The organism is Pseudoalteromonas sp. B131b, assembly GCF_037162545.1.
GTDB classification, from domain to species: domain Bacteria; phylum Pseudomonadota; class Gammaproteobacteria; order Enterobacterales; family Alteromonadaceae; genus Pseudoalteromonas; species Pseudoalteromonas fuliginea.
Map to the genome: position 1 here is coordinate 2,060,763 of NZ_JARLUZ010000001.1, position 21,965 is coordinate 2,082,727.

Annotated in this window: 16 protein-coding genes and 2 pseudogenes; 13 read left to right on the plus strand and 5 right to left on the minus strand. The window is 39.0% G+C overall.

Annotation, left to right across the window (positions count from 1 at the left end):
• The first annotated feature begins 73 nt into the window (after positions 1–73).
• The 12 genes and pseudogenes from fadI to purF all read left to right on the plus strand — a co-directional run bounded on the left by fadI (position 74) and on the right by purF (position 17,993).
• Entirely contained in the window at positions 74–1,384 is a 1,311-nt protein-coding gene (fadI, locus tag P4S65_RS09425; RefSeq protein WP_008138643.1) for an acetyl-CoA C-acyltransferase FadI, read from the plus strand.
• Positions 1,384–3,630 (plus strand): fatty acid oxidation complex subunit alpha FadJ, encoded by a 2,247-nt coding sequence (gene fadJ / locus P4S65_RS09430; protein WP_337120055.1) that lies wholly within the window; start codon positions 1,384–1,386, stop codon positions 3,628–3,630. The genes fadI and fadJ overlap by 1 nt, the downstream gene beginning before the upstream one ends.
• A gap of 504 nt (positions 3,631–4,134) precedes the next feature.
• A complete protein-coding gene (locus tag P4S65_RS09435) occupies positions 4,135–5,256 on the plus strand; it encodes a 4-phosphoerythronate dehydrogenase (RefSeq protein ID WP_096792688.1) in 1,122 nt (373 codons plus the stop codon).
• 48 nt (positions 5,257–5,304) lie between these two features.
• Positions 5,305–6,320, plus strand: a pseudogene (locus P4S65_RS09440) (aspartate-semialdehyde dehydrogenase).
• Positions 6,321–6,673: 353 nt separating this feature from the next.
• Positions 6,674–7,123 (plus strand): FimV/HubP family polar landmark protein, encoded by a 450-nt coding sequence (locus P4S65_RS09445; protein ID WP_242401500.1) that lies wholly within the window; start codon positions 6,674–6,676, stop codon positions 7,121–7,123.
• Complete coding sequence (locus P4S65_RS09450) at positions 7,036–11,847, plus strand: FimV/HubP family polar landmark protein (RefSeq protein ID WP_337120060.1); 4,812 nt, start codon at positions 7,036–7,038, stop codon at positions 11,845–11,847. The genes P4S65_RS09445 and P4S65_RS09450 overlap by 88 nt, the downstream gene beginning before the upstream one ends.
• Positions 11,848–11,995: 148 nt before the next feature.
• On the plus strand, positions 11,996–12,790 hold the full coding sequence (gene truA / locus P4S65_RS09455; RefSeq protein WP_007376857.1) for a tRNA pseudouridine(38-40) synthase TruA: 795 nt from the start codon (positions 11,996–11,998) through the stop codon (positions 12,788–12,790).
• Positions 12,791–12,945: 155 nt separating this feature from the next.
• Positions 12,946–13,821, plus strand: coding sequence for an acetyl-CoA carboxylase, carboxyltransferase subunit beta (accD, locus tag P4S65_RS09460; protein WP_007376856.1), 876 nt, complete (start codon positions 12,946–12,948; stop codon positions 13,819–13,821).
• A 25-nt stretch (positions 13,822–13,846) separates the two neighbouring features.
• Positions 13,847–15,111, plus strand: a pseudogene (gene folC / locus P4S65_RS09465) (bifunctional tetrahydrofolate synthase/dihydrofolate synthase).
• A gap of 11 nt (positions 15,112–15,122) precedes the next feature.
• On the plus strand, positions 15,123–15,758 hold the full coding sequence (locus P4S65_RS09470; protein ID WP_007376854.1) for an SPOR domain-containing protein: 636 nt from the start codon (positions 15,123–15,125) through the stop codon (positions 15,756–15,758).
• Between the two features lie 195 nt (positions 15,759–15,953).
• Entirely contained in the window at positions 15,954–16,448 is a 495-nt protein-coding gene (locus tag P4S65_RS09475; RefSeq protein WP_007376853.1) for a CvpA family protein, read from the plus strand.
• A gap of 18 nt (positions 16,449–16,466) precedes the next feature.
• Positions 16,467–17,993 (plus strand): amidophosphoribosyltransferase, encoded by a 1,527-nt coding sequence (purF, locus tag P4S65_RS09480; protein ID WP_007376852.1) that lies wholly within the window; start codon positions 16,467–16,469, stop codon positions 17,991–17,993.
• A gap of 116 nt (positions 17,994–18,109) precedes the next feature.
• Here the strand turns inward: purF and P4S65_RS09485 are convergent, their stop codons facing one another.
• Positions 18,110–18,709, minus strand: coding sequence for a Yip1 family protein (locus tag P4S65_RS09485; protein WP_007376851.1), 600 nt, complete (start codon positions 18,707–18,709; stop codon positions 18,110–18,112).
• Between the two features lie 205 nt (positions 18,710–18,914).
• On the opposite strand from P4S65_RS09485, the gene miaE reads away from it, so the two are divergent.
• Positions 18,915–19,682: a tRNA isopentenyl-2-thiomethyl-A-37 hydroxylase MiaE gene (miaE, locus tag P4S65_RS09490; protein ID WP_096792691.1), complete on the plus strand. Its 768-nt coding sequence runs from the start codon at positions 18,915–18,917 to the stop codon at positions 19,680–19,682.
• On the opposite strand, the gene P4S65_RS09495 is transcribed toward miaE, so the two are convergent.
• The 4 genes from P4S65_RS09495 to P4S65_RS09510 all read right to left on the minus strand — a co-directional run bounded on the left by P4S65_RS09495 (position 19,683) and on the right by P4S65_RS09510 (position 21,840).
• Positions 19,683–20,273 (minus strand): substrate-binding periplasmic protein, encoded by a 591-nt coding sequence (locus P4S65_RS09495; RefSeq protein ID WP_337120062.1) that lies wholly within the window; start codon positions 20,271–20,273, stop codon positions 19,683–19,685.
• Positions 20,222–20,467: a hypothetical protein gene (locus tag P4S65_RS09500; protein WP_337120063.1), complete on the minus strand. Its 246-nt coding sequence runs from the start codon at positions 20,465–20,467 to the stop codon at positions 20,222–20,224. The genes P4S65_RS09495 and P4S65_RS09500 overlap by 52 nt, the downstream gene beginning before the upstream one ends.
• A gap of 54 nt (positions 20,468–20,521) precedes the next feature.
• Positions 20,522–21,259 carry a UDP-2,3-diacylglucosamine diphosphatase gene (locus tag P4S65_RS09505; protein ID WP_096792693.1) on the minus strand — a complete coding sequence of 246 codons (738 nt, stop codon included), beginning with the start codon at positions 21,257–21,259 and terminating at the stop codon, positions 20,522–20,524.
• An 89-nt stretch (positions 21,260–21,348) separates the two neighbouring features.
• Positions 21,349–21,840, minus strand: a complete 492-nt coding sequence (locus P4S65_RS09510) for a peptidylprolyl isomerase (RefSeq protein WP_096792694.1) — start codon at positions 21,838–21,840, stop codon at positions 21,349–21,351.
• Between the last annotated feature and the right edge of the window lie 125 nt (positions 21,841–21,965).

The window sequence follows — 21,965 nt, forward strand, 5'->3', positions numbered from 1 at the left end:
ATTGGCTTTAGGGCACGGGTTGTTTAGAATCGAGGAAAACAAACAGGTCAGACCTGTCAGCGGGAGAGCATAAATGTCTGAGCAAAACATACTAAAAACACCAAAGGGCGACCGTATTGCCATAGTTAGCGGCTTACGTACACCTTTTGCAAAGCAAGCAACAGCGTTTCACCATGTACCAGCACTTGATATGGGTAAATTGGTGGTTAACGAAATGCTTGAACGATTAAATTTCAATAAGTCAGAAATTGATCAACTTGTATTTGGTCAAGTAGTACAAATGCCAGAAGCGCCAAATATTGCACGTGAAATTGTATTGGGCACAGGTATGCCGGTATCGGTTGATGCATATTCTGTATCGCGCGCATGTGCTACCAGCTTTCAGGCTATTGCTAATGTAGCTGAGTCTATTATGGCGGGATCTGTAAGTGTAGGTATTGCAGGCGGCGCAGATTCGTCATCAGTACTACCGATTGGTGTTAGTAAAAAGCTAGCAGGCAGCTTAGTTGATTTAAATAAAGCGCGTACGCTTGGTCAACGCTTAAAAATATTTTCAAAACTGCGTTTAAAAGACTTATTACCAGTGCCACCTGCTGTAGCAGAGTATTCAACAGGCCTTTCAATGGGGCAAACTGCTGAGCAAATGGCTAAAACACATAATATTAGCCGTGAAGATCAAGATGCATTAGCGCATCGTTCTCACTCACTTGCAACGCAAGCATGGGCTGATGGTAAGTTAAAAGATGAAGTAATGACGGCGCATTTACCGCCATATAAAAGCTTTATTGAAGAAGATAACAACATTCGTAAAAACTCAACGGTTGAAGGCTACGCAAAGCTTAAGCCTGTTTTTGACCGTCAGCACGGTACTGTTACCGCCGCAAATGCAACACCATTAACTGATGGTGCAGCGGCTGTACTTATGATGAGCGAAAGCAAAGCAAAAGCACTTGGCTACGAAATACTAGGTTACGTACGTAGCTTTGCATTTTCGGCAATTGGTGTAGAAAAAGACATGTTAATGGGCCCAGCTCATTCAACGCCTATTGCACTAGATAGAGCGGGTATTACGCTTGCTGATTTAGATTTAATTGAAATGCACGAAGCGTTTGCATCGCAAACACTTGCCAATATGAAAATGTTTGCCTCAGACAAATTTGCACAAGAGCATTTAGGTCGCAGCAAAGCAATTGGCGAAATTAACATGGATAAGTTTAACGTTAACGGCGGCTCTTTAGCATATGGTCACCCATTTGCAGCAACAGGTGCACGCTTAATTACGCAAAGCTTACACGAGCTTAAACGTCGTGGTGGCGGTTTAGCATTAACAACAGCGTGTGCTGCTGGTGGTTTAGGTGCCGCCTTTGTATTGGAGAGTGCGTAATGACAGATTCAGTATTTAATTTAGCGGTAGATGAAAATAAAATCGCCGTTGTAACTATTGATGTGCCAGGGGAGAAAATGAATACCCTGCGCAGTAGTTTTGCCGATGACTTAAAAGCATTATTAGAAGACGCTAAGTCGCAAAATGTAAAAGGCATGGTATTTATAAGCGGAAAAAGCGATAACTTTATCGCGGGCGCCGATGTAAAAATGCTCGATAGCGTTCAAAAGCGTGAAGATGCGCTAGCTATTAGCGAACTATGCCATCAAGCATTTTTTGATATGACAAAACTGCCATACACTACAGTAAGTGCGATTCATGGCGCTGCATTAGGTGGTGGTTTAGAATTTGCTTTAGCGTGTGATTACCGTGTTGGTACCGACAGCGATTTAACAAAAATTGGCTTACCAGAAGTGCAACTTGGTTTACTACCAGGTGGCGGCGGCACGCAGCGTTTAACTAAAATTGTTGGTATTCAAAAAGCACTAGAGTGGATGCTAACAGGTAAACAAATTCGCCCTAAGCAAGCTAAAAAATCAGGCGTGCTTGATGATTGCGTACCGCACAGTGTGCTGTTAAAAGTTGCAAAAGAATTTGCGACTAAGAAAAAGCCACAAGCAAAAGAGCCAAAACTCGACAATATTAGTAAATTATTAGAGTCAAACCCGTTTGGTCGTAACTTTATCTTTAAAAAAGCCAAAGAAAACGTACTTAAAAAAACGGGCGGGCACTACCCAGCACCACTCGCTATTATTAAAGCAGTGCGTGCTAGTGTAGAGCTTGATGAGCTAAAAGCGTATAAAACAGAAGCTGAAAGCTTTGCAACACTTGTAATGAGTGACGAATCTAAAGCGCTTCGCGGTATTTTCTTTGCAACCACTGAAATGAAAAAAGAGTGGCGCAATGATGGCGCACCAGCAATCAGCAAAACTGCTGTTTTAGGTGGTGGATTAATGGGCGCAGGCATTGCGCACGTAAGTGCTGTTAAAGCTAAAGTACCGGTGCGTATTAAAGATGTAGCAGAGCAGGGCATTAGTAATGCAATGAGCTACACCTACAAAATTTTAGATAAGCGCCTTAAGCGTCGTATTATGTCTAAAGCTGATGTGCAGTTAACAATGAACCGCATTACAGGTACAACTGACTACAGTGGCTTTAAACACATTGACTTAGTGATAGAGGCGGTGTTTGAAGATCTTGCACTTAAGCAAGGTATGGTTGCTGACGTAGAGCAGCAATGCCAAGCAAATACCATTTTTGCTAGTAACACGTCATCATTACCAATATCACAAATTGCAGCGCAGGCAGCACGTCCTGAAAATGTAATTGGCTTACATTATTTTTCACCAGTGGAAAAAATGCCATTAGTGGAAATTATTCCACACGAAGGTACGTCTCAAGAGACCATTGCTCGCGTTGTTAACTTTGCACGTAAGCAAGGCAAAACGCCAATTGTTGTAAAAGACATGGCTGGTTTTTACGTAAACCGTATTTTAGCGCCTTACTTAAATGAAGCTGCTAATTTAATGCTTGCGGGTGAGCCAATTGAAAAGATTGATGCAGCCCTAGTCGAGTTTGGCTTTCCGGTAGGACCGCTGGCTCTACTTGATGAAGTAGGGATTGATATTGGCTCTAAAATTGCCCCAATTCTTGAAAAAGAATTAGGTGAGCGTTTTAAAGGCCCTGATGCATTTGTGCGTATGATTGATTCAAAACGCCTTGGCCGTAAATCAGGTCGTGGTTTTTATGAATACGACAAAAAAGGCAAAAAGGTTGATGAGTCAGTTTACGAACTACTGGGTGTTACCCCGGCTCCACGTTTAAACAAGAGCGAAATTGCTAAGCGTTGTGTATCGCAAATGCTTAACGAAGCAGTACGCTGTTTAGATGATGGCATTATTGCCAGCCCACGTGATGGCGATATCGGTGCAATATTTGGTATTGGTTTTCCACCATTTTTAGGTGGCCCGTTTAGCTATATGGATAAATTAGGCGCAAGTAAAATAAGCTCTGATATGTCTACATTAGCTAACAGCGATGCTAACTTTGCACCATGTGAATCACTGGTAACAATGGCAAGCTCTAGTGCTACTTTTTACACTGTTTTACAAGCCGATATAGCTGGTGAGCAAGCAACTGTGGATGCAGCGATTGCGGTTAAAGCGGACGTTGAAGTTACGCAAGAAGATGCTACAGAAGCCTCGCCTGAGGTTGTTGAAGTAAACGAAGATAAAATAATAAAGTAATCCTTCAAAGTTACTTTTGATTAAATGCAGCTCGTTTAGATGAGCTGCATTTTTTTAGGGAGTTACTTCAACATATATTTATCTTTAGAAATTAAATATACAGCGGTGTCGTTATTAAGCTCACAGGTTAAAAATATAATACTGTGATAAATCCTCTCTAAATTGACCGGTAATCCAAAAGCTTAATATGATCCTTTAAAGGTGATTTTTTTCAAAAATGAACTGACTAGATCCTGTTTATTTTCGAGGTTAAACATACATTGTCCTTGCGTTAGCCCTAGGGGGAATTTACTCTTTGTTGCCTAAATGGGTGTAGATAAGGGGCGGAAGCTTTGCTCGATTTTTACTTAGCCCACTAAGTTACAACCTCATGCCGCAATTAAATTGCCCATAGAACGAGCAAATTTTAATCCTGAAAGGTCAACAAGCCCTCGCTTTTTAGTTTGTGTAAAGGCTAGGTTGTTCGCTACAATAGCGCCTCTTAATTGCCAAACGGACTCTGTAATGAAAATTCTTGCCGATCAAAATATGCCTTTAGTTGAGCAGTACTTTGCAGACTTTGGTGAGGTTGAGCGTTTTGATGGTCGTAAATTAACCCCTGAACAATTAATTGATGTAGATGTACTCCTTACTCGTTCAGTGACCAATGTTAATTATGAGCTGTTGTCACAAGCTAATAAGCTTAGCTTTGTGGGTACAGCCACAATTGGCATTGACCATATTGATACGCAATTACTGCATGATAGAGATATCGCTTTTACTAGCGCGCCTGGTTGTAATGCCGTTGCGGTAGCTGAATATGTAATTAGTAGCTTATTTGCATTAAGCCAAGAAAATGCGCGCCCATTGTGTGGTCAAACAATAGGTATCGTCGGGATGGGCAACATTGGTACGTGTTTAGCTGAAAAATTAAAAGCACTAGATGTTGATGTACTGTTATGCGATCCAATTAAGCACGAACAAGGCTTACTACAAGATCACATAGCGCTTGATGAGTTATTAGCAAGATCAGATGTTGTTACTTTTCACGTTCCCCTTGTTAAAAGTGGCGAGCATAAAACGCTGCACATGATGGGTAAAGAGCGATTAAAAGCACTTAAGCCAGGGCTTACGCTGATTAATGCAAGCCGAGGCGATGTAATTGATAACCAAGCGTTGCTTGAGGTAATGGAAGCGGGAGCTGATCTGGATTTAGTGCTTGATGTATGGGAAAAAGAGCCCAATATTTTAACTGAATTACTAGAACATGTTCGCTACGCCAGTGTGCATATTGCGGGTCATACGCTTGAAGGCAAAGCTCGTGGTACACAAATGCTGTATCAAAAACTGTGTGAACTGAAAAGTGTCGATGCGAGTAAATCGTTGAATGACTTTTTACCTACTCCAGCTATTACACAAGCGGTTATTACGCCAAACTTCAATGAGCAGGATGTTGCCTGTTTAGTGCATTTAATTTACGACGTTCGCCGTGATGATGGTATTTTACTTCGCCATTTAGAAAGTGATGGTTTTGATAGTTTACGAAAAAACTATCCGGTAAGACGAGAATTTAGCACCTTGTCGATACAAGGTGATAGCTCACAACTAGCTGCACTTAGTCAACTTGGTTTTACCATAGCTAAATAGTTATTTAACTAACGATGTTGTTTTAATGTCGTTTATAGAGGAAGAAATATGTCGCAAAAATATAACGTTGCCGTACTTGGCGCTACTGGTTTAGTAGGCCGTCAAATCATTGAAACGCTAGCAGATCGTAAGTTTCCTGTTGATCAGCTTTTTTACTTGCTAGCAGCCGCAGCGCGGGTGAAGATATAAAGTTTCGTGGTGAGACCATTGAAGTATTAGACGTTGAAGGCTTTGACTTTAGCCAAGCGCACATAGGTTTGTTTTCTGCTGGTGGCAGTGTATCTGAAAAATATGCACCTATTGCAGCAGACGCCGGTTGTATTGTAATTGATAATACATCACACTTTAGAAATGATTTTGAAATCCCATTAGTAGTGCCAGAAGTTAATGCTTCAAGCCTAGCTGATTTTAGAAATCGTAATATTATCGCTAACCCTAACTGTTCAACTATTCAGATGATGCTAGCACTTAAACCAATTTATGATGCTTACGGAATAGACCGTATCAATGTATCTACTTACCAAGCTGTATCGGGCGCAGGTAAAGAAGCGGTTGATGAACTTGCAAAACAAACTGCTAATTTAATGAATGCTCGTCCTATGGATAATAAAGTTTTTCCAAAGCAAATAGCATTTAACGTTATTCCTCAAATTGATAGCTTTGAAGAGAACGGCTACACACGCGAAGAAATGAAAATGGTAAATGAAACCCATAAAATTTTGGGTGATACGACTATTGCTGTAAATCCTACATGCGTACGTGTGCCTGTATTTTTTGGACATTCTGAATCAATTAATATTGAAACGCGTATGCCTTATGACTTTGAGCATGTTAAGCAACTTTTAAAAGATGCCCCTGGTGTTGAGTTGATTGACGATGAAGGTGATTATCCAACGGCAGTATCTGATGCAAGCGGAAATGACACTGTTTATATTGGTCGTTTACGAGCTGATATCTCGCACCCTCATGGTTTAAATATGTGGGTTGTAAGTGACAACACGCGTAAAGGCGCTGCAACTAACAGTATACAAATTGCAGAAGAACTTATTGCTAATTACATGTAATATTTTATAGCTAACGATTAGTTTAGAAGCGGTAAGCACCAATTGTTTGCCGCTTTTTATTCGGGTTACCGCCATTTTTTTGCCACTTATCTCACGAAGTATATAAACCTACTGATAATCCTCGATAAATTTATATTATTAATAATGTTTTTAGGTATTTATTTTCAATGTGTTGCAATGGATATTACTCCTGAACTGGTTTATAGTTTGTAATTGGAATAGAGCTTGCAACAAAAATAGATTGTAATAACAAATGTGAATCAGTCATTTGACTGATAAAAGCAAGATTAATCAATGTTTATGCACTTAACTTTCTCGGTGCTGCGTTAACATTTAAACATTAAAGGATCAGCATGCGCGGTTTAGCTACACTTATTATATTAGCGTCTGCATTGATAGTAACATCAGTTTACTCTCAAGACAGTACCCAGTTAAAGGGGCCAAAGGGCGCTGACTATGGTGCGCAAGGGCGATCTATTGGGCCAATAAAACCGACGGATACGCTTTGGCGTATAGCGGCTAAGGTACGCCCGGACAACTCGGTTAGCATTTATCAAGTTATGCAGGCTTTGTATAACAAAAATCCTAATTCATTTTTAGAGCAAAACCTTAACCACATGCAAAGTGGTGCCTATTTAAAAATTCCTACTCTAGCTGAAATTAGAAATGTTAATACACAACTCGCTAAACAACGTTCTGAACAAGATGATGCGTTATGGGAAAAGAAAAAAACGGTACGCTTACGCAAAGTGAAATTAATTCAGCTCAAACTCAAGTTACTCAAGCTCGTAAAGTTGATGTAGATGACGCAAAAAAAGAATTACAAAAAGAAATTAAAGAAATTAAAACAGATCAAACTAGTAAGTTAGTTGAGCTTCAACAACAATTTAAAAGTTCAGTTGATAACGTAGAAGAAATTTTAGTTGAAAATAATAATTTAAAAAAACAGCTTACGGGCATCTCCAAAGAGCTTGAAAATGTGCGTATGCAGCTCGGTCAAGACAGTGAAATACAGCAACAGTTAAAAGAACTAATAATTAAACAAAATGAAATGATAGAACAGCAAAAGGCTGAGAAAATAGAGCCAGAAGCTGAATTTGATCTGGGATCTTTTTTATCTAATCCTTTTGTTCTTGGATTATTGATGGTTATTCCTGGGTTATTGATTGTTTTTGCTGTTGTGATGTTCTTACGCAAGCGGGCTAGTAAAGATGATGTCCAAAGCGACGATGATTTTTTACCACAAACACCTACCTACGCAAACGATGACGATTTAGATACTCAAAATATTGAAGACCCTATCGTCCCGGAACCACTTGATGACTTAAGTATTCAGCTAGATGATAGTTTAGAAAATGATATCTTACCGGACGATGATACCCCATTACCGGATGATGATATTGCTTTTGATGACAGCCTAGAGGACTTTACTGAGTCTGATAGCCTACTTGATCAGGATGAATTAGAAAGTTTATTAAGCGATGATATTGTTTTTGACGATGAAAATATTGAAGACGATGAACTTGATATTTTCATGCAACAAGATTTCGATAAATCACCTGATGATAGCCCAGAAGGTGATATTGATTTAGATTTGCCACTAGAATCATCAAATAGTGATGATATTTTAAGTAATGATGATTTAGATAGTTTATTTAATGAAGATGATGGCTTATCGGAGTTTGACTCACCACAAACAAACGATATAGAAGAAGATAATAGCTTAGAATCGAATGATGAAATGGCCGCGCTTAGCGAAGAACTCGCTGAAGATGATGATTTTGATATTGATGACTTATTAGATCAAACAAATACTGAATCAGATTTAGATAATACAGAAGATAGTCTTTCAAGTGAAAAAGATGATTTTGATTTAGACGATATTGATAGCTTAATTGATCAAGCTACAGACGATAGCGTTGATGAAGTCTTAGTCGAAGAAAGTGATGATTTTGATTTAGATGATATTGATAGTTTAATTGACCAGGCTACAGACGATAGCGTTGATGAAGCCTTAGTCGAAGAAAGTGACGACTTCGATTTAGACGATATTGATAGTTTAATTGATGACGCTGCGGATGAAAGTGCTGCTGATGCGTTAGTCGAAGAAAAAGATGATTTTGATTTAGACGATATTGATAGTTTAATTGATGACGCTGCGGATGAAAGTGCGGCTGATGCGTTAGTCGAAGAAAAAGATGATTTTGATTTAGACGATATTGATAGTTTAATTGATGACGCTGCGGATGACAGTGCTGCTGATGCGTTAGTCGAAGAAAATGATGACTTTGATTTAGATGATATTGATAGTTTAATTGATGACGCTGGGGATGACAGTGCTGCTGATGCGTTAGTCGAAGAAAGTGATGATTTTGATTTAGATGATATTGATAGTTTAATTGATGACGCTGGGGATGACAGTGCTGCTGATGCGTTAGTCGAAGAAAATGATGATTTTGATTTAGATGGTATTGATAGTTTAATTGATGAATCCGCAGATGAAGAAGCTGAGACTGAAAAGCGTGACTCTGATATTAATGTGGCATTAGCCGATTCTGCCGATGATTTAGCCGAAGCGCAGGAAGAATTAAATGTTGCTGATGTAGAGTCTCTAGCATCTACATTAATTGAAGAGCCTGAACTTGAAGAAGAGCCTGAGCTTGCAGAAGAGCCTGAACTTGTAGAAGAGCCTGAACTTGAACAAGAGCCTGAAGAGCCTGAACTTGAACAAGAGCCTGAACTTGAACAAGAGCCTGAACTTGAACAAGAGCCTGAACTTGAACAAGAGCCTGAACTTGCTGAAGAGCCTGAACTTGAACAAGAGCCTGCGCTTTTAGAAGAACCTGCGCTTTTAGAAGAGCCTGAACTTGAAGAAGAGCCAGCGCTTTTAGAAGAGCCTGAACTTGAAGAAGAGCCTGCGCTTTTAGAAGAACCTGAACTTGAACAAGAGCCTGAACTTGCAGAAGAGCCTGAACTTGAAGAAGAGCCTGAACTTGCAGAAGAGCCTGCGCTTATAGAAGAGCCTGAACTTGCGGCAGACCTAGATGATTTTTCAGATACTTCAGAGACCTTACTTGATCCAGAAGATGCACTAGAAGAATACAATGATGACGAACTAAAAAGTGTTGATGAACTCTTAAATGAGTTACAGCAAGTAGAAGATGATTATATTGAAACGCCAGAGTGGTCTTTAGAAGATTTAGATAATGATATTGAAGAAGTTGAAATTGATTTAGGTGATGATCCATTAGCAGATGATGCAAGCACAAATCGATTACCTGAACATTCAGATACCAATATGGTAGTGAGTGATGAAAATTCAGACGAATATACTGAATTAGATATAGACGAACCTTACTCAGGTGCTACTGATGAACAAGATGTTGAGTCTACGCAAGATATTGATTTAAAATCTGAGACTAAACAAGTTATAGCAAGTCAAACTGAACAAGATTTAGCGAGTGCACTTGCTCAAGGAAGCGATTTAGATAGCCTCGAGGATGATTTAGACGATGAGCTGTTACTCGATAATGACTTTACTGAACTTGATAAAGATCTAGCAATTGATGCTGAACTACAAAACAGTCAAATAGATGAAAATCTTAACGAATTCGATAACGATGAATTACCGATAAGCTTAGATGATGATATTACGGTTAATGAATCTGAAATTCCAGAGCTTGAAAAAACTCAACCTTTAGAACCTGACGACGAATTGTTACTTGATAATGATTTTACTGAGCTTGATACAGATCTAATCAATGATGATGAATTATCACTAAATTTAAATGACGAACCAAAACCCTCATTACCGAGTCAAACAGAGCAAAATTTAGCGAATGCACTTTCAACTGAAAATGATTTAAATAGCTTAGATGATGATTTTTACGATGAATTATTGCTTGATAATGACTTTACGGAGCTTGATACAGATAGCGATGAGTTATCGGTAAATTTAGATAATGATTCTGCTCAGCTTGATACAGATTTAGCAATTGATGCTGAACCTCAAAATAATTCAAACGTTGAAATAGATGAAGCTTTTAATGTAGAGGATAACGATGAGTTATCGGTAAATTCAGATGCTGGTATTTCGGTTAATGAGTCTGAAACTCCCGAGCTTGAAGAAACTCAACCTACAGAGCCGGACGACGAATTATTACTCGATAATGATTCTGCTCAGCTTGATACAGATTTAGCAATTGATGCTGAGCCACAAAATAATTCAAGCGCTGAAATAGATGAAACTCTTAATGTAGAGGATAACGATGAGTTATCGGTAAATTCAGATGCTGGTATTTCGGTTAATGAGTCTGAAACTCCCGAGCTTGAAGAAACTCAACCTACAGAGCCGGACGACGAATTATTACTCGATAATGATTCTGCTCAGCTTGATACAGATTTAGCAATTGATGCTGAGCCAGAAAATAATTCAAGCGCTGAAATAGATGCAGCTCTTAATGTAGAAGATAGCGATGAATTATCGGTAAATTTAGATGATGCTATTACGGTTAATGAGTCTGAAACTCCCGAGCTTGAAGAAACTCAACCTACAGAGCCGGACGACGAATCATTACTCGATAATGATTCTGCGCAGCTTGATACAGATTTAGCAATTGATGCTGAGCCACAAAATAATTCAAACGCTGAAATAGATGAAACTCTTAATGTAGAGGATGATGCTGATAGCGATGAATTATCGGTAAATTTAGATGACGAACCAACACATTCATTACCGAGTCAAACCGAACAAGACTTAATGAATGCGCTCTCAGCTGGAAACGATTTAAATAACTTGGATGATGATTTTGACGACGAGCTGTTACTTGATAATGATTTTACGGAACTTGATGCTGAATTAGAAAGCACCGCAGGCTCTGAAACTATGATTTCGGAAAACCCAGATGAAGCGCTTTCTAATGAGCTCGCTGGTGAGAAAACGAATGCCGATCGTGAAGCTGAAATAACCCGAACTGAGTTATTTAATAGCAGTGATATAGCATCAGATGATGAGCTTGATGATGAGTTTATGGCTGAGCTAACGGAAACTGATTTTGATTCATTACTTAACGAATTAGCTGAACCAGAAGAATTAAGTGTTGAAGATAGTAGTGAGTTTGACGTTGATTTTGACAGTTTGCTAAAAGAAGACTTAGGAGTTGATGAGGCGTTAGTTGTTGAAGAACCGCTTGTCCAAAGTAACAATGTTGAGCAACTTGATAATGATGAATTTGTAGATATTGATTCATTATTAGAAGAAAGTGACGACGCTGAACTTGAACACGAACCTTACAACGACGTTAATATGGATGTTGGCTTGAGTGAATTTGACGCGTTACTTGCCGGTGATAATCCGACGGATGTTGATGCTGAAAGTGGTGGCTACTCAGCTAAATTAGATTTAGCGCGTGCTTATATTGAAATTGATGATTTTGATTCTGCGCTTAAAGTCATTGAGGATGTTATTAACAAAGGTCCTGAAGAAGTTCAAGAAGAGGCGCTTAGTTTAAAAGCTAAACTAAAATAATTAAAATGTTTCTAAGAACCCGTATCTGGCTTAGCTAAATACGGGTTTTTTTATGTGTATTGGTTTGATTACGACAGGTCTCCTTTTATTGCATCGTTAGATAGCATAAAATGCCTCGTTCATTAGCACAGTAGGTAAAGCAGTAATTATGCGAGTAGCACTTGGAGTTGAATACAACGGCGCACGTTATAGTGGTTGGCAACGTCAATCTCATGTAAATAGCGTACAGCAAGAAGTAGAAAAGGCGCTGTCGCGCATTTGTAATCATCCAGTTGAAGTTATATGTGCGGGTCGTACAGATGCGGGTGTACACGGTACAGGCCAAGTAATACACTTTGACACTGAGGCCGATCGCGATATGGTTGCATTTACACTAGGTATGAATACTTTAATGCCTAAAGATATTGCTATTCGTTTTGCTCAACCCGTTGCAGATGATTTTCACGCTCGTTTTAGTGCTACAGCACGTCGTTATCGTTATATTATTTATAACTCGCCTTTACGAGGAGCTGTACTAAATGAAGGCGTTACGCATTTCCATCATCAACTAGATGAAACCAAAATGCAGGAAGCGTGTCAGTATTTAATTGGCAAACATGACTTTACTTCTTTTAGGGCCATTCATTGTCAAGCGAATACACCGACAAGAACAATTCATCATTTATCGGTACGTCGCCAAGGTACTTACGTTATTATTGATATTAAAGCGAATGCGTTTTTACATCACATGGTGCGTAATATCACAGGCAGTTTAATGGATGTTGGTTTACATAAACACCAACCTATATGGATAAAAGAGCTACTTGATTGTAAAGAACGCGCAAAGGCCAGTGCTACCGCTAAGGCTGCTGGTTTGTATTTAGTGGATGTTGACTACCCTGAGCAATTTGATATTCCTCAAACACCTTTAGGCCCTTTATTTTTGCCGGATATAGATGTTTAATTAAGGTTAGTATAAGTGCTTTTTATGAGCACTTTTAACTACTAAGACCAGTTTTTTATACCGCGTTAGTGTAATTCATGTTTTAATTGAAAAAATTTGTCTGCTAATTGCTATTAGCAGGCTCGCGACACAGAACAGTATTAAGAGAGTTGCAAATGAGTTGGCTAGAAAAAATCTTACCTAAAACGACAAAATCATCAGGTCGTAAAGAAATCCCAGAAGGTGTTTGGGCTAAGTGTACATCGTGTGATTCAATTTTATATAAAGCTGAATTAGAAAAGTCATTAAACGTATGTCCTAAGTGTGACCACCACATGCGTGTTAGTGGCCGTAAGCGCCTAGAGCACTTTTTAGATGAAGGTGATCGTCAAGAGCTTGGTACACAACATGAGCCTAAAGATATTCTTAAGTTTAAAGATTCTAAAAAGTACTCTGACCGTATCAGTGCAGCCCAAAAAGCAAGTGGTGAAAAAGATGCACTTGTGGCGATGAAAGGCCGATTAAAAGGTATTCCAGTGGCAGCGGTAGCATTTGAGTTCTCATTTATGGGTGGTTCAATGGCTTCGGTTGTTGGTGCTCGTTTTGTTGATGCTGTTGATCAATGTTTAGAGCACAATATGCCGCTTATCTGCTTTTCTGCATCAGGCGGAGCACGTATGCAAGAAGCGCTTATGTCGCTTATGCAAATGGCTAAAACAAGTGCTGCGCTTGCAAAAATGACTGAAAAAGGCCTTCCGTTTATTTCAGTAATGACTGACCCAACAATGGGTGGTGTATCTGCATCACTTGCTATGCTGGGCGATATTAACGTTGCAGAACCTAAAGCGTTAATTGGTTTTGCAGGTCCTCGTGTTATTGAGCAAACTGTTCGCGAAACATTACCTGAAGGTTTTCAGCGTAGTGAATTTTTGCTTGAACACGGTGCAATTGACATGATTATTGACCGCCGTGAAATGCGCGATACCCTTGCACGCATTTTAGCTAAATTTATGAACTTGCCTTCTACGGAACAAGAGCATAGAGTAGCGTAAATTTCAGCTTTACTGATTACACGCTATGACAAAAACAATTCCTAGCCAATCATCAAGCCTTGATGATTGGCTTTTTTATTTAGAAAGTGTTCACCCAGCTAACATTGCAATGGGCTTAGAACGAGTTGCTAATGTTGCCAACAATATTGGCCTTTTAAACACTCCAAGTAAAATTATTCTTATTGCCGGTACAAACGGTAAGGGCACCACAGCACGTTGCTTAGAGTCGCTATTACTAGCGCAAGGTTTTAGCGTGGGCACTTACGCATCTCCTCATTTAATTCGTTATAACGAGCGTGTACGAGTTAATGGCGAAGAACTGGCAGACCAATTTCATATAGATGCTTTTCACCAGCTTGAGCAAGGCCGTAAAGACACTCCTCTGACTTATTTTGAATATGGTACTTTGGGGGCATTGGCAATTTTTAAACGCTGTAACGTCGATTATGTATTACTTGAGGTTGGTTTAGGTGGGCGCTTTGACGCTACAAATATAGTAACGCCGTATGCAAGTGTGATTACCACTATAGACTTAGACCATAAAGAGTATTTAGGTGATACCCGTGAGTTGGTGGCTTATGATAAAGCCGGTATTTTTCGTGAAAATACGCCCGCTATTATCGGGGATTTAAATATTCCTCACACAATGACTGATTATGGCAAGGAAATTAATGCCAATATGACGTTGTCGGGCAGTGACTTTATTTTCAAAGAAAATGCTGAGAGCTTTAATTGGCAATATAAACAGCATAATCTTGAAATAGATAAGCCAGCAATACCGTGTCAAAATGCAGCCACTGCGCTAACTGCGCTAAGTGTTTTAAACTTATTACCTAGTGTGCAGATAATAAGAGATTGCCTAGCTAATTTAGTTGTAGAAGGGCGGTTTCAGCAGTTAAGTACTGAGCCTTTAGTCTTTACAGATGTGGCACATAACCCTGAGTCGGCGCGTTATTTAGCCAATAAGTTATCAAGCTATAAAGATAAAGGCTTTAAAATTCATGCATTAGTCGCTATGCTTGCTGATAAAGACAAAGTCGGTGTACTTAAAGAAGTAAGCAACCTGGTCGATGAGTGGTCGTTAGCGAGCTTAAGTAGCCCGCGAGGCGACACTGCAAGTAATTTACAAAATGCACTGCAGGAATTGTCTCATCATAATACTATCAATAGCTATGATAGTGTGGCACAGGCACTAAGTGTAATTTTACCAAAACAACAACGTGATACTATGTTGATTGTATTTGGTTCTTTTTTACTGTGGCCGGCGCTATTAATTACTTTAAAAAATAGAGAGGATGTCGGTGAACTCAAGTTTTATTAATCGCTTAGTCGGAACAAGTATAGTGGTGATCGCAGCAATTGTGTTTATCCCTAATATACTCGATGGCGAAAAAGTGCATTATAAAGAAGGCTTTAAAGCGATTCCTGATCGCCCTGAGTTCAAAACAATCGATCTTCAAGAGTCAATTGATGAAAATGTTGCTAACGCAGAGCCACTAAAGCAAGATGAAATCGAAGATATTCAAGCTGATGATGAGGCTTTTGAGCAGCAAAATGCAATAGTGGAAAGTGATTATGCTGTAGAGGATAAAGTCGTTGAAGCAAGCATAGAGCCTAAAGCAAAACCAACGACTCCTGTTCAAGCTAAACCAAAACCGATTGCACCGCGTAAAAGTGATGAAAACCTAACGAGTATGGCTTATGTTATTCAATTAGGTAGTTTTTCACATGTTGCAAACGTAAAAGCATTACAAGCTAAACTAAAGGTTGAAGGGTTTAAAACGTTTACTAAACCGATTAAAACCCCAAATGGGACATTAACCAAAGTATTTGTTGGCCCTTCACTTGATAAAAGTGAATTACAAAAGCAGCTCCCCCAGCTTAAAAAGCTTACTAAATTAAATGGTAAAGTTACGCAATACGAAGTAACAAAATAATTATAAAAAAGGCTTGTATAACAAGCCTTTTTTATTTATTAATATTTGTTTTTATGATTATCACTCGCCCGCAATACCCATTCTAAAATGTTAATTTTTTGTATTGACTACAACCCAGTATTCTCCCGTTTAAACTTGCATACTAACGATGTTTGGGTATAGAATGCGCCCCAAATTAGCGACTAATTGGTTCTTATGATCTGGGTTGATTACGCCATTATTGGCATCATTGCACTGTCTACCATCATCGGTTTAATACGCGGCTTTGTAAAAGAAGCAATGTCATTAGCGGTATGGGCTGGCGCCTTTATCATCTCTAGCTTGTTTTACCAATATTTAGCTTCCTTTCTAACAACCATTTCTGAACCCCTTTTAAGAAATGCTGCGGCCATAGCCATATTATTCTTTGCGACGCTACTGTTAGGCGGTTTACTAAACTATATTTTAGGTGAGCTAGTACATCGTACTGGTTTATCGGGTACCGACCGTGTTTTTGGCATAGTGTTTGGTGCTCTACGAGGCGTGTTGGTCGTGAGCGCGTTACTCTTCTTTCTTGATGCTTTTACTGGTGCACCCAATACGCACTGGTGGGGCAATTCTATTTTGATTCCAGAATTTGGCTTTGTTGTTGAATGGTTCTTTTCGTACCTAGAAAACAACTCGAGCTTTTTAAATTCAGTAAACCGTTAATCGGCGAGGATAAATTACATGTGTGGTATCGTTGGAATAGTCGGAACATCTCCTGTTAACCAGGCGATCTATGATGGCTTAACTGTTTTGCAGCACCGTGGTCAAGACGCCGCGGGTATCATTACCATTGAGAATAATACGTTTAGCTTACGCAAAGCAAATGGCTTAGTGAAAGATGCCTTTCACACTCGTCATATGAAACGATTACAAGGTACAATTGGTCTTGGCCATGTGCGTTATCCTACCGCAGGATCTTCAAGCTCATCTGAAGCACAGCCTTTTTATGTTAACTCACCATTTGGTATAGCGCTTGCCCATAATGGTAACCTTACTAATGCAGAAACTTTAAAAGAGCAGTTATTCTCAGAAGCACGTCGTCATGTTAATACAACATCAGACTCTGAAATTTTACTTAATGTTATGGCACATGAATTAAGCAAATCTGATAAGTTGCATTTAGACCCTGAAGATATTTTTACTGCGGTAACCGAAGTAAATAATAAAGTAAGCGGTGGTTATGCAACAATTGCTATGATCATCGGTCACGGTATTGTTGCTTTTCGCGACCCCAATGGTATTCGCCCACTTGTATTTGGTAAACGCGAAACCGAAAAGGGTACGGAATACATGTTTGCCTCAGAGAGCGTTGCGTTAAAGCCTGATGGCTTTGAGTTTATTCGTGATGTTGCGCCTGGCGAAGCTATATATGTTACAGAAGAAGGTGAATTTCATTCGCTTAGTTGTGCTGATAAGGCATCTTACTCGCCATGTATTTTTGAATTCGTTTATTTTGCACGTCCTGATTCAACAATAGACCGTATGTCTGTGTATGCAACACGCGTAAACATGGGGACTAAACTCGGCGAAAAAATTGCACGTGAGTGGGCTGACAAAGATATTGATGTCGTTATCCCAATCCCAGAAACGTCATGTGATGTAGCACTGGAAATCGCACGTGTGCTTGATTTACCATACCGCCAAGGCTTTGTTAAAAACCGTTATATTGGTCGTACGTTTATCATGCCTGGTCAAGAGATGCGTAAAAAGTCAGTACGTCAAAAGCTAAATGCAATTGATCGTGAGTTTAAAGGTAAAAACGTATTATTGGTTGATGACTCAATTGTGCGTGGTACAACATCAGCACAAATTGTTGAAATGGCCCGAGAGTCTGGCGCTAAAAACGTTTACTTTGCATCAGCAGCGCCTGAAATACGCTTCCCTAATGTGTACGGTATTGATATGCCTTCTGCAGCTGAGCTTATTGCTCACGGACGTGAAGTAGAAGATATTAATGCAAGTATTGGTTCTGACGGTTTAATCTTTCAATCGTTAAAAGATTTAATTGCTGCGGTTAGCCAAGAAAACCCTGAAATTACTAAGTTTGAAACGTCAGTATTTGATGGCCAATATATTACTGGCGATATTGATCAAAACTATTTAAATCGTATTGATAAGCTACGTAACGATTCTGCAAAAAGCACCCGCGAAAGTGCGATGTCTTCAGGTTTAGAGATACACAACCAAGACGAAAACGAAGCTGATTAATAGTTAGTTAATAAAAAGTCGTTACACATAAAAAAAGGAGCTAATTAGCTCCTTTTTTGCGAAGGAAAGAAAGGGAACATTTCTATCAAACACGACTCTCTATTAGGTAAACTTTATTAAGTAAACATTGGGCTAACAATCCCATTTGTCCAAAGCATAGCTGTTACAGCTAAAATAATAACCAGTAATATTAATCCACACGTTACTACCGAGCTGGCGTAAATAAAGCCACGCTCTTCTGGGATATGCATAAGTATTGGTACGCCGGTGTAGAGTAAATAAACCGAGTAAGCCAGTGCAATAATTCCAACACACACTACAAACCAAAGTACAGGCCAAAAAGCGGCGAGTGCCGACATAAACACTGGAGTTGCAGTATATGCTGCAAGTTCAAGTGTTTGTGTAAATGTAGGCTTAGAGCCAAATGTAACCGCCATCCAATGGGCTAAATACGCCAATGCGAATACGCCCGCTATTAAAGCAAAATACATCGCGCCTGCAATTAGCAGTGCACTATCGTGTGTTAAAAATACCGCATCACCTGCGCCTATACTCCATCCTAAATAAACAGACGAGTAGTAGCCCATTATTGAGGGGAACAGAGCAATTAATAAAATATGTGACAAGCTGTAGGTTAAACTTTCGTGGCGGTTATCGATTGTTTGCCACTCTTCTAGGGGATGAGCATAGATTCCCCAAAGATGGTTTAGTATCATAGTATTTACTCCATAAAGGAACGTATCATTGTTTTGGTTGGTTTATTTTTATACAGTCTATGTACAGTTATGGTTCACTTATTTTGCAAAGTCAAGTTAACTCGCTATTAACACTTTTACGCAAGTTAGGGCTTTGATTTATCCCAAGCAAAATTTCGTGTTAAAATAATGGTCTATCAAATTTATTTAGTAATGAGCAGTCAACGTGCCACACAGCCAACTTTTAGAGCCGATTAATAACTTTTTATTGTGTACCACCCCAGAGCAATGGGTGGAGCAAGCAATTAAAAAAGAAAACCTATCAGTCATTTTAATAGATCACTTAATTTGTGAATTAAAAGCGGCTCAAAGTGCGATGTTTTTAATACGTAAATATGCTGTTGATAAAGAGGGAAGTGATGCCTTACTTGAATGGCTAAAGCCATTTGAAGCACTTATTTATAAGCGTGAAGGTAACTGGCGCGATCTGGCGGCTAAAAATAAACTCACTAAATCAATAATACCTAAATCTAGCTCACAATACGGGCAAGGCCTAATCGATAAAATGGTTTTATTAATAAAAGAAGAGCTGCATCACTTTTATCAAGTGTTCGAAATTATGGACGAGTACGGTGTAGAGTATCAAAGCATTACACCGTGTCGTTATGCAAAAGGTATGCTTCGTCATGTTAAAACATTCGAGCCTGATGCATTAGTCGATAAGCTAATAGTAGGCGCTTATATTGAGGCACGTTCGTGTGAGCGTTTTGCAAAGCTTGCGCCACATGTTGATAAACGTTTGGGTGATTTTTATATTTCGTTATTACGCTCAGAAGCGCGTCATTACCAAGATTATTTAACTTTAGCGCAAGAAATAGCTGATTTTGATATTACCGAACGCGTGAACTTTTTTGGTGAAAAAGAAAAAGAACTAATTTCTACAACTGACACTGACTTTAAGTTTCATAGTGGCGTACCTACAGTGTCAAACTAGTTAATTTTCTTTTAAAAAATTAATGTATTCAGTAATTTTTTCATTGCTGAAATTATGTTTTTTCATAATATCAGCAATACTTCCGTTTTCTACTATTGCATCAATCCCCCTATTAAACTTTTGTAAATATTCTTTAGCTCTATAGTTTGATTGAGAAATAACTAAATATAACTTGTGAGTAGCAAGATCGGGTAACAAGTACTCAATTTTATTCTTATCTAAATTAACTTCTGTACTGTACTCAAGCCAATACTTGCCAACCTCTTTAGTGCCTGCGACCAGATCAATACGCCCTTGTTGCAGTAAGTATAAGCTAGTAGGGAGGCTTTTAGTGGACGTGATTGCCAATTCGGTGTTTCTAGTGAATTCTTGGCTTATAAAAGCGCTATCTTCTTTACCAATACTATAAGGTACTAATGATTGAGTGGTGCCATCAAAATTAATTGTACTTTCTTTTCGTTTAAAAATTCCAGTGTGGGCACGTGCAAGTGGACGAGAATAATAAAAAACCTCATTCCGCTTTGCAGAATAAAAAGCGCCTAAAATAGCTGTTTTTCTCTTTTTTCTAATAATTTTAAAGCGCGATCCCATGTGGTAAATTCTATTTTACTATTAATACCTTGTGTTATAAGGGCCGCGCGGGTTATCTCATAGAGCCAGCCGTTTTTAGGTAAGTCATTACTAAAGTATGGGGGAAAGTTCTCAGTAACAATTTGCCATGTTTGCTCGCATAATGCCTTTGTTGGAATAACAGTCACTAGGATGAAAATTATCAGCTTTATCATTTAGCCCCTCACTTTTATTAAACTTTACTGAACAAGAGTAGTCAGAATTCGAAATTATGCGAAAGGCGTGTTGATTAACTCTTGTGATTTAGGGGTGACCACTAAATAAGAACCTTGGGTATACCAGTCACCTAGCACTGTGCGAGTAAGTGTTTGTTCATTAATTTTATATGTATGAACATTAGGGCGGTGAGTATGACCATGAATCATATTAGTAACGTTATGTTTGGCAAAGGTTGCAAGTACAGCGTCATCGACAACGTCTAAAATTTCGATAGGTTTATCAGCTTGACTTAACTTACTTTTTTCGCGGGCGTTGCGCGCTATTTTTTTACGATACCAAAGCGGCATTGCAAGCATTAGTTTTGGCCACCACCAACCACGGCTCTTTTTTCTAAAGTTTTGATACTCAGTATCTTGAGTGCACATTTCGTCGCCATGTAAAATGACTGTTGGCGTACCATATAAATCAATGACCGTTTGTTCAGCAAGTAATGTCATACCGGCCATGTCTGCATATTGCTTGCGCATAATGAAGTCACGATTGCCATGAATGAAATACACCGGAGTGCCACTATCACTGACTGCTTTAAGGTGCTTTGCTACATCGGCACTCAGTGCAGTAATGTAGTCATCCCCGACCCAAACTTCAAAAAAATCACCTAAAATATAAAGTGCATCTACATTTTTATTTAGTATATGTGTATTTAAAAAGTCAAAAAATGCAGCGCTAATGTCGGGGCGGTTTTCGCTTAGATGTAAATCTGCAATAAAGTAAGTTTGGTGAGTCATAGATCAATCTTTTCGATATAAATAAAGCGGGCGTATACACATTGCGTAAATGCCCGCTGGTACTCCACATTACGTGGGTAAACGTACTATTAGCTAACAGTAACGCTTTCGATGATCACATCTTCAAGAGGTACGTCTTGGTGAAAACCAGTACTACCTGTTGCAACTGCTTTAATCTTATTGACTACGTCCATGCCCTCTACAACTTCAGCAAAAACACAATAACCCCAACCTTGCGATGTTTCGCTGCTGTGGTTTAAAAAGTCGTTGTTGTTCACGTTAATGAAAAACTGTGCTGTAGCTGAATGAGGATCAGGTGTACGTGCCATAGCTAAAGTGCCTACTTTATTAGACAGGCCATTATTAGCTTCATTCTGAATTGGGTCGTTTACTTCTTTTTGTTCCATACCTGGAACAAAACCACCGCCTTGAACCATAAAACCATCGATTACACGATGAAAGATAGTGCCGTTGAAAAAATCAGCATTTGCATACTCTAAAAAGTTTTTAACTGTGTTTGGAGCTTCTTGCTCAAACATTTTAATGGTGATGTCACCAAAATTAGTGTGTAGAACAACCATGTGTTTTCCTATATCCGGTTTAAATATTGGCGCTATTTTATCGTAGTTGGCTAAGATTAACAAAGTAGATGTTTGGTTTGTTATAAAGCGCTAGAGCAGGGGCTTTTCAAGTGGTAACATAACTG

Coding starts and splice junctions, on each gene's coding strand:
- fadI (WP_008138643.1), top strand. CDS start 74: ATGTCTGAGCAAAACATACTAAAAACACCAAAGGGCGACCGTATTGCC.
- fadJ (WP_337120055.1), top strand. CDS start 1,384: ATGACAGATTCAGTATTTAATTTAGCGGTAGATGAAAATAAAATCGCC.
- P4S65_RS09435 (WP_096792688.1), top strand. CDS start 4,135: ATGAAAATTCTTGCCGATCAAAATATGCCTTTAGTTGAGCAGTACTTT.
- P4S65_RS09445 (WP_242401500.1), top strand. CDS start 6,674: ATGCGCGGTTTAGCTACACTTATTATATTAGCGTCTGCATTGATAGTA.
- P4S65_RS09450 (WP_337120060.1), top strand. CDS start 7,036: ATGGGAAAAGAAAAAAACGGTACGCTTACGCAAAGTGAAATTAATTCA.
- truA (WP_007376857.1), top strand. CDS start 11,996: ATGCGAGTAGCACTTGGAGTTGAATACAACGGCGCACGTTATAGTGGT.
- accD (WP_007376856.1), top strand. CDS start 12,946: ATGAGTTGGCTAGAAAAAATCTTACCTAAAACGACAAAATCATCAGGT.
- P4S65_RS09475 (WP_007376853.1), top strand. CDS start 15,954: ATGATCTGGGTTGATTACGCCATTATTGGCATCATTGCACTGTCTACC.
- purF (WP_007376852.1), top strand. CDS start 16,467: ATGTGTGGTATCGTTGGAATAGTCGGAACATCTCCTGTTAACCAGGCG.
- P4S65_RS09485 (WP_007376851.1), bottom strand. CDS start 18,709: ATGATACTAAACCATCTTTGGGGAATCTATGCTCATCCCCTAGAAGAG.
- P4S65_RS09495 (WP_337120062.1), bottom strand. CDS start 20,273: ATGGGATCGCGCTTTAAAATTATTAGAAAAAAGAGAAAAACAGCTATT.
- P4S65_RS09500 (WP_337120063.1), bottom strand. CDS start 20,467: ATGATAAAGCTGATAATTTTCATCCTAGTGACTGTTATTCCAACAAAG.
- P4S65_RS09505 (WP_096792693.1), bottom strand. CDS start 21,259: ATGACTCACCAAACTTACTTTATTGCAGATTTACATCTAAGCGAAAAC.
- P4S65_RS09510 (WP_096792694.1), bottom strand. CDS start 21,840: ATGGTTGTTCTACACACTAATTTTGGTGACATCACCATTAAAATGTTT.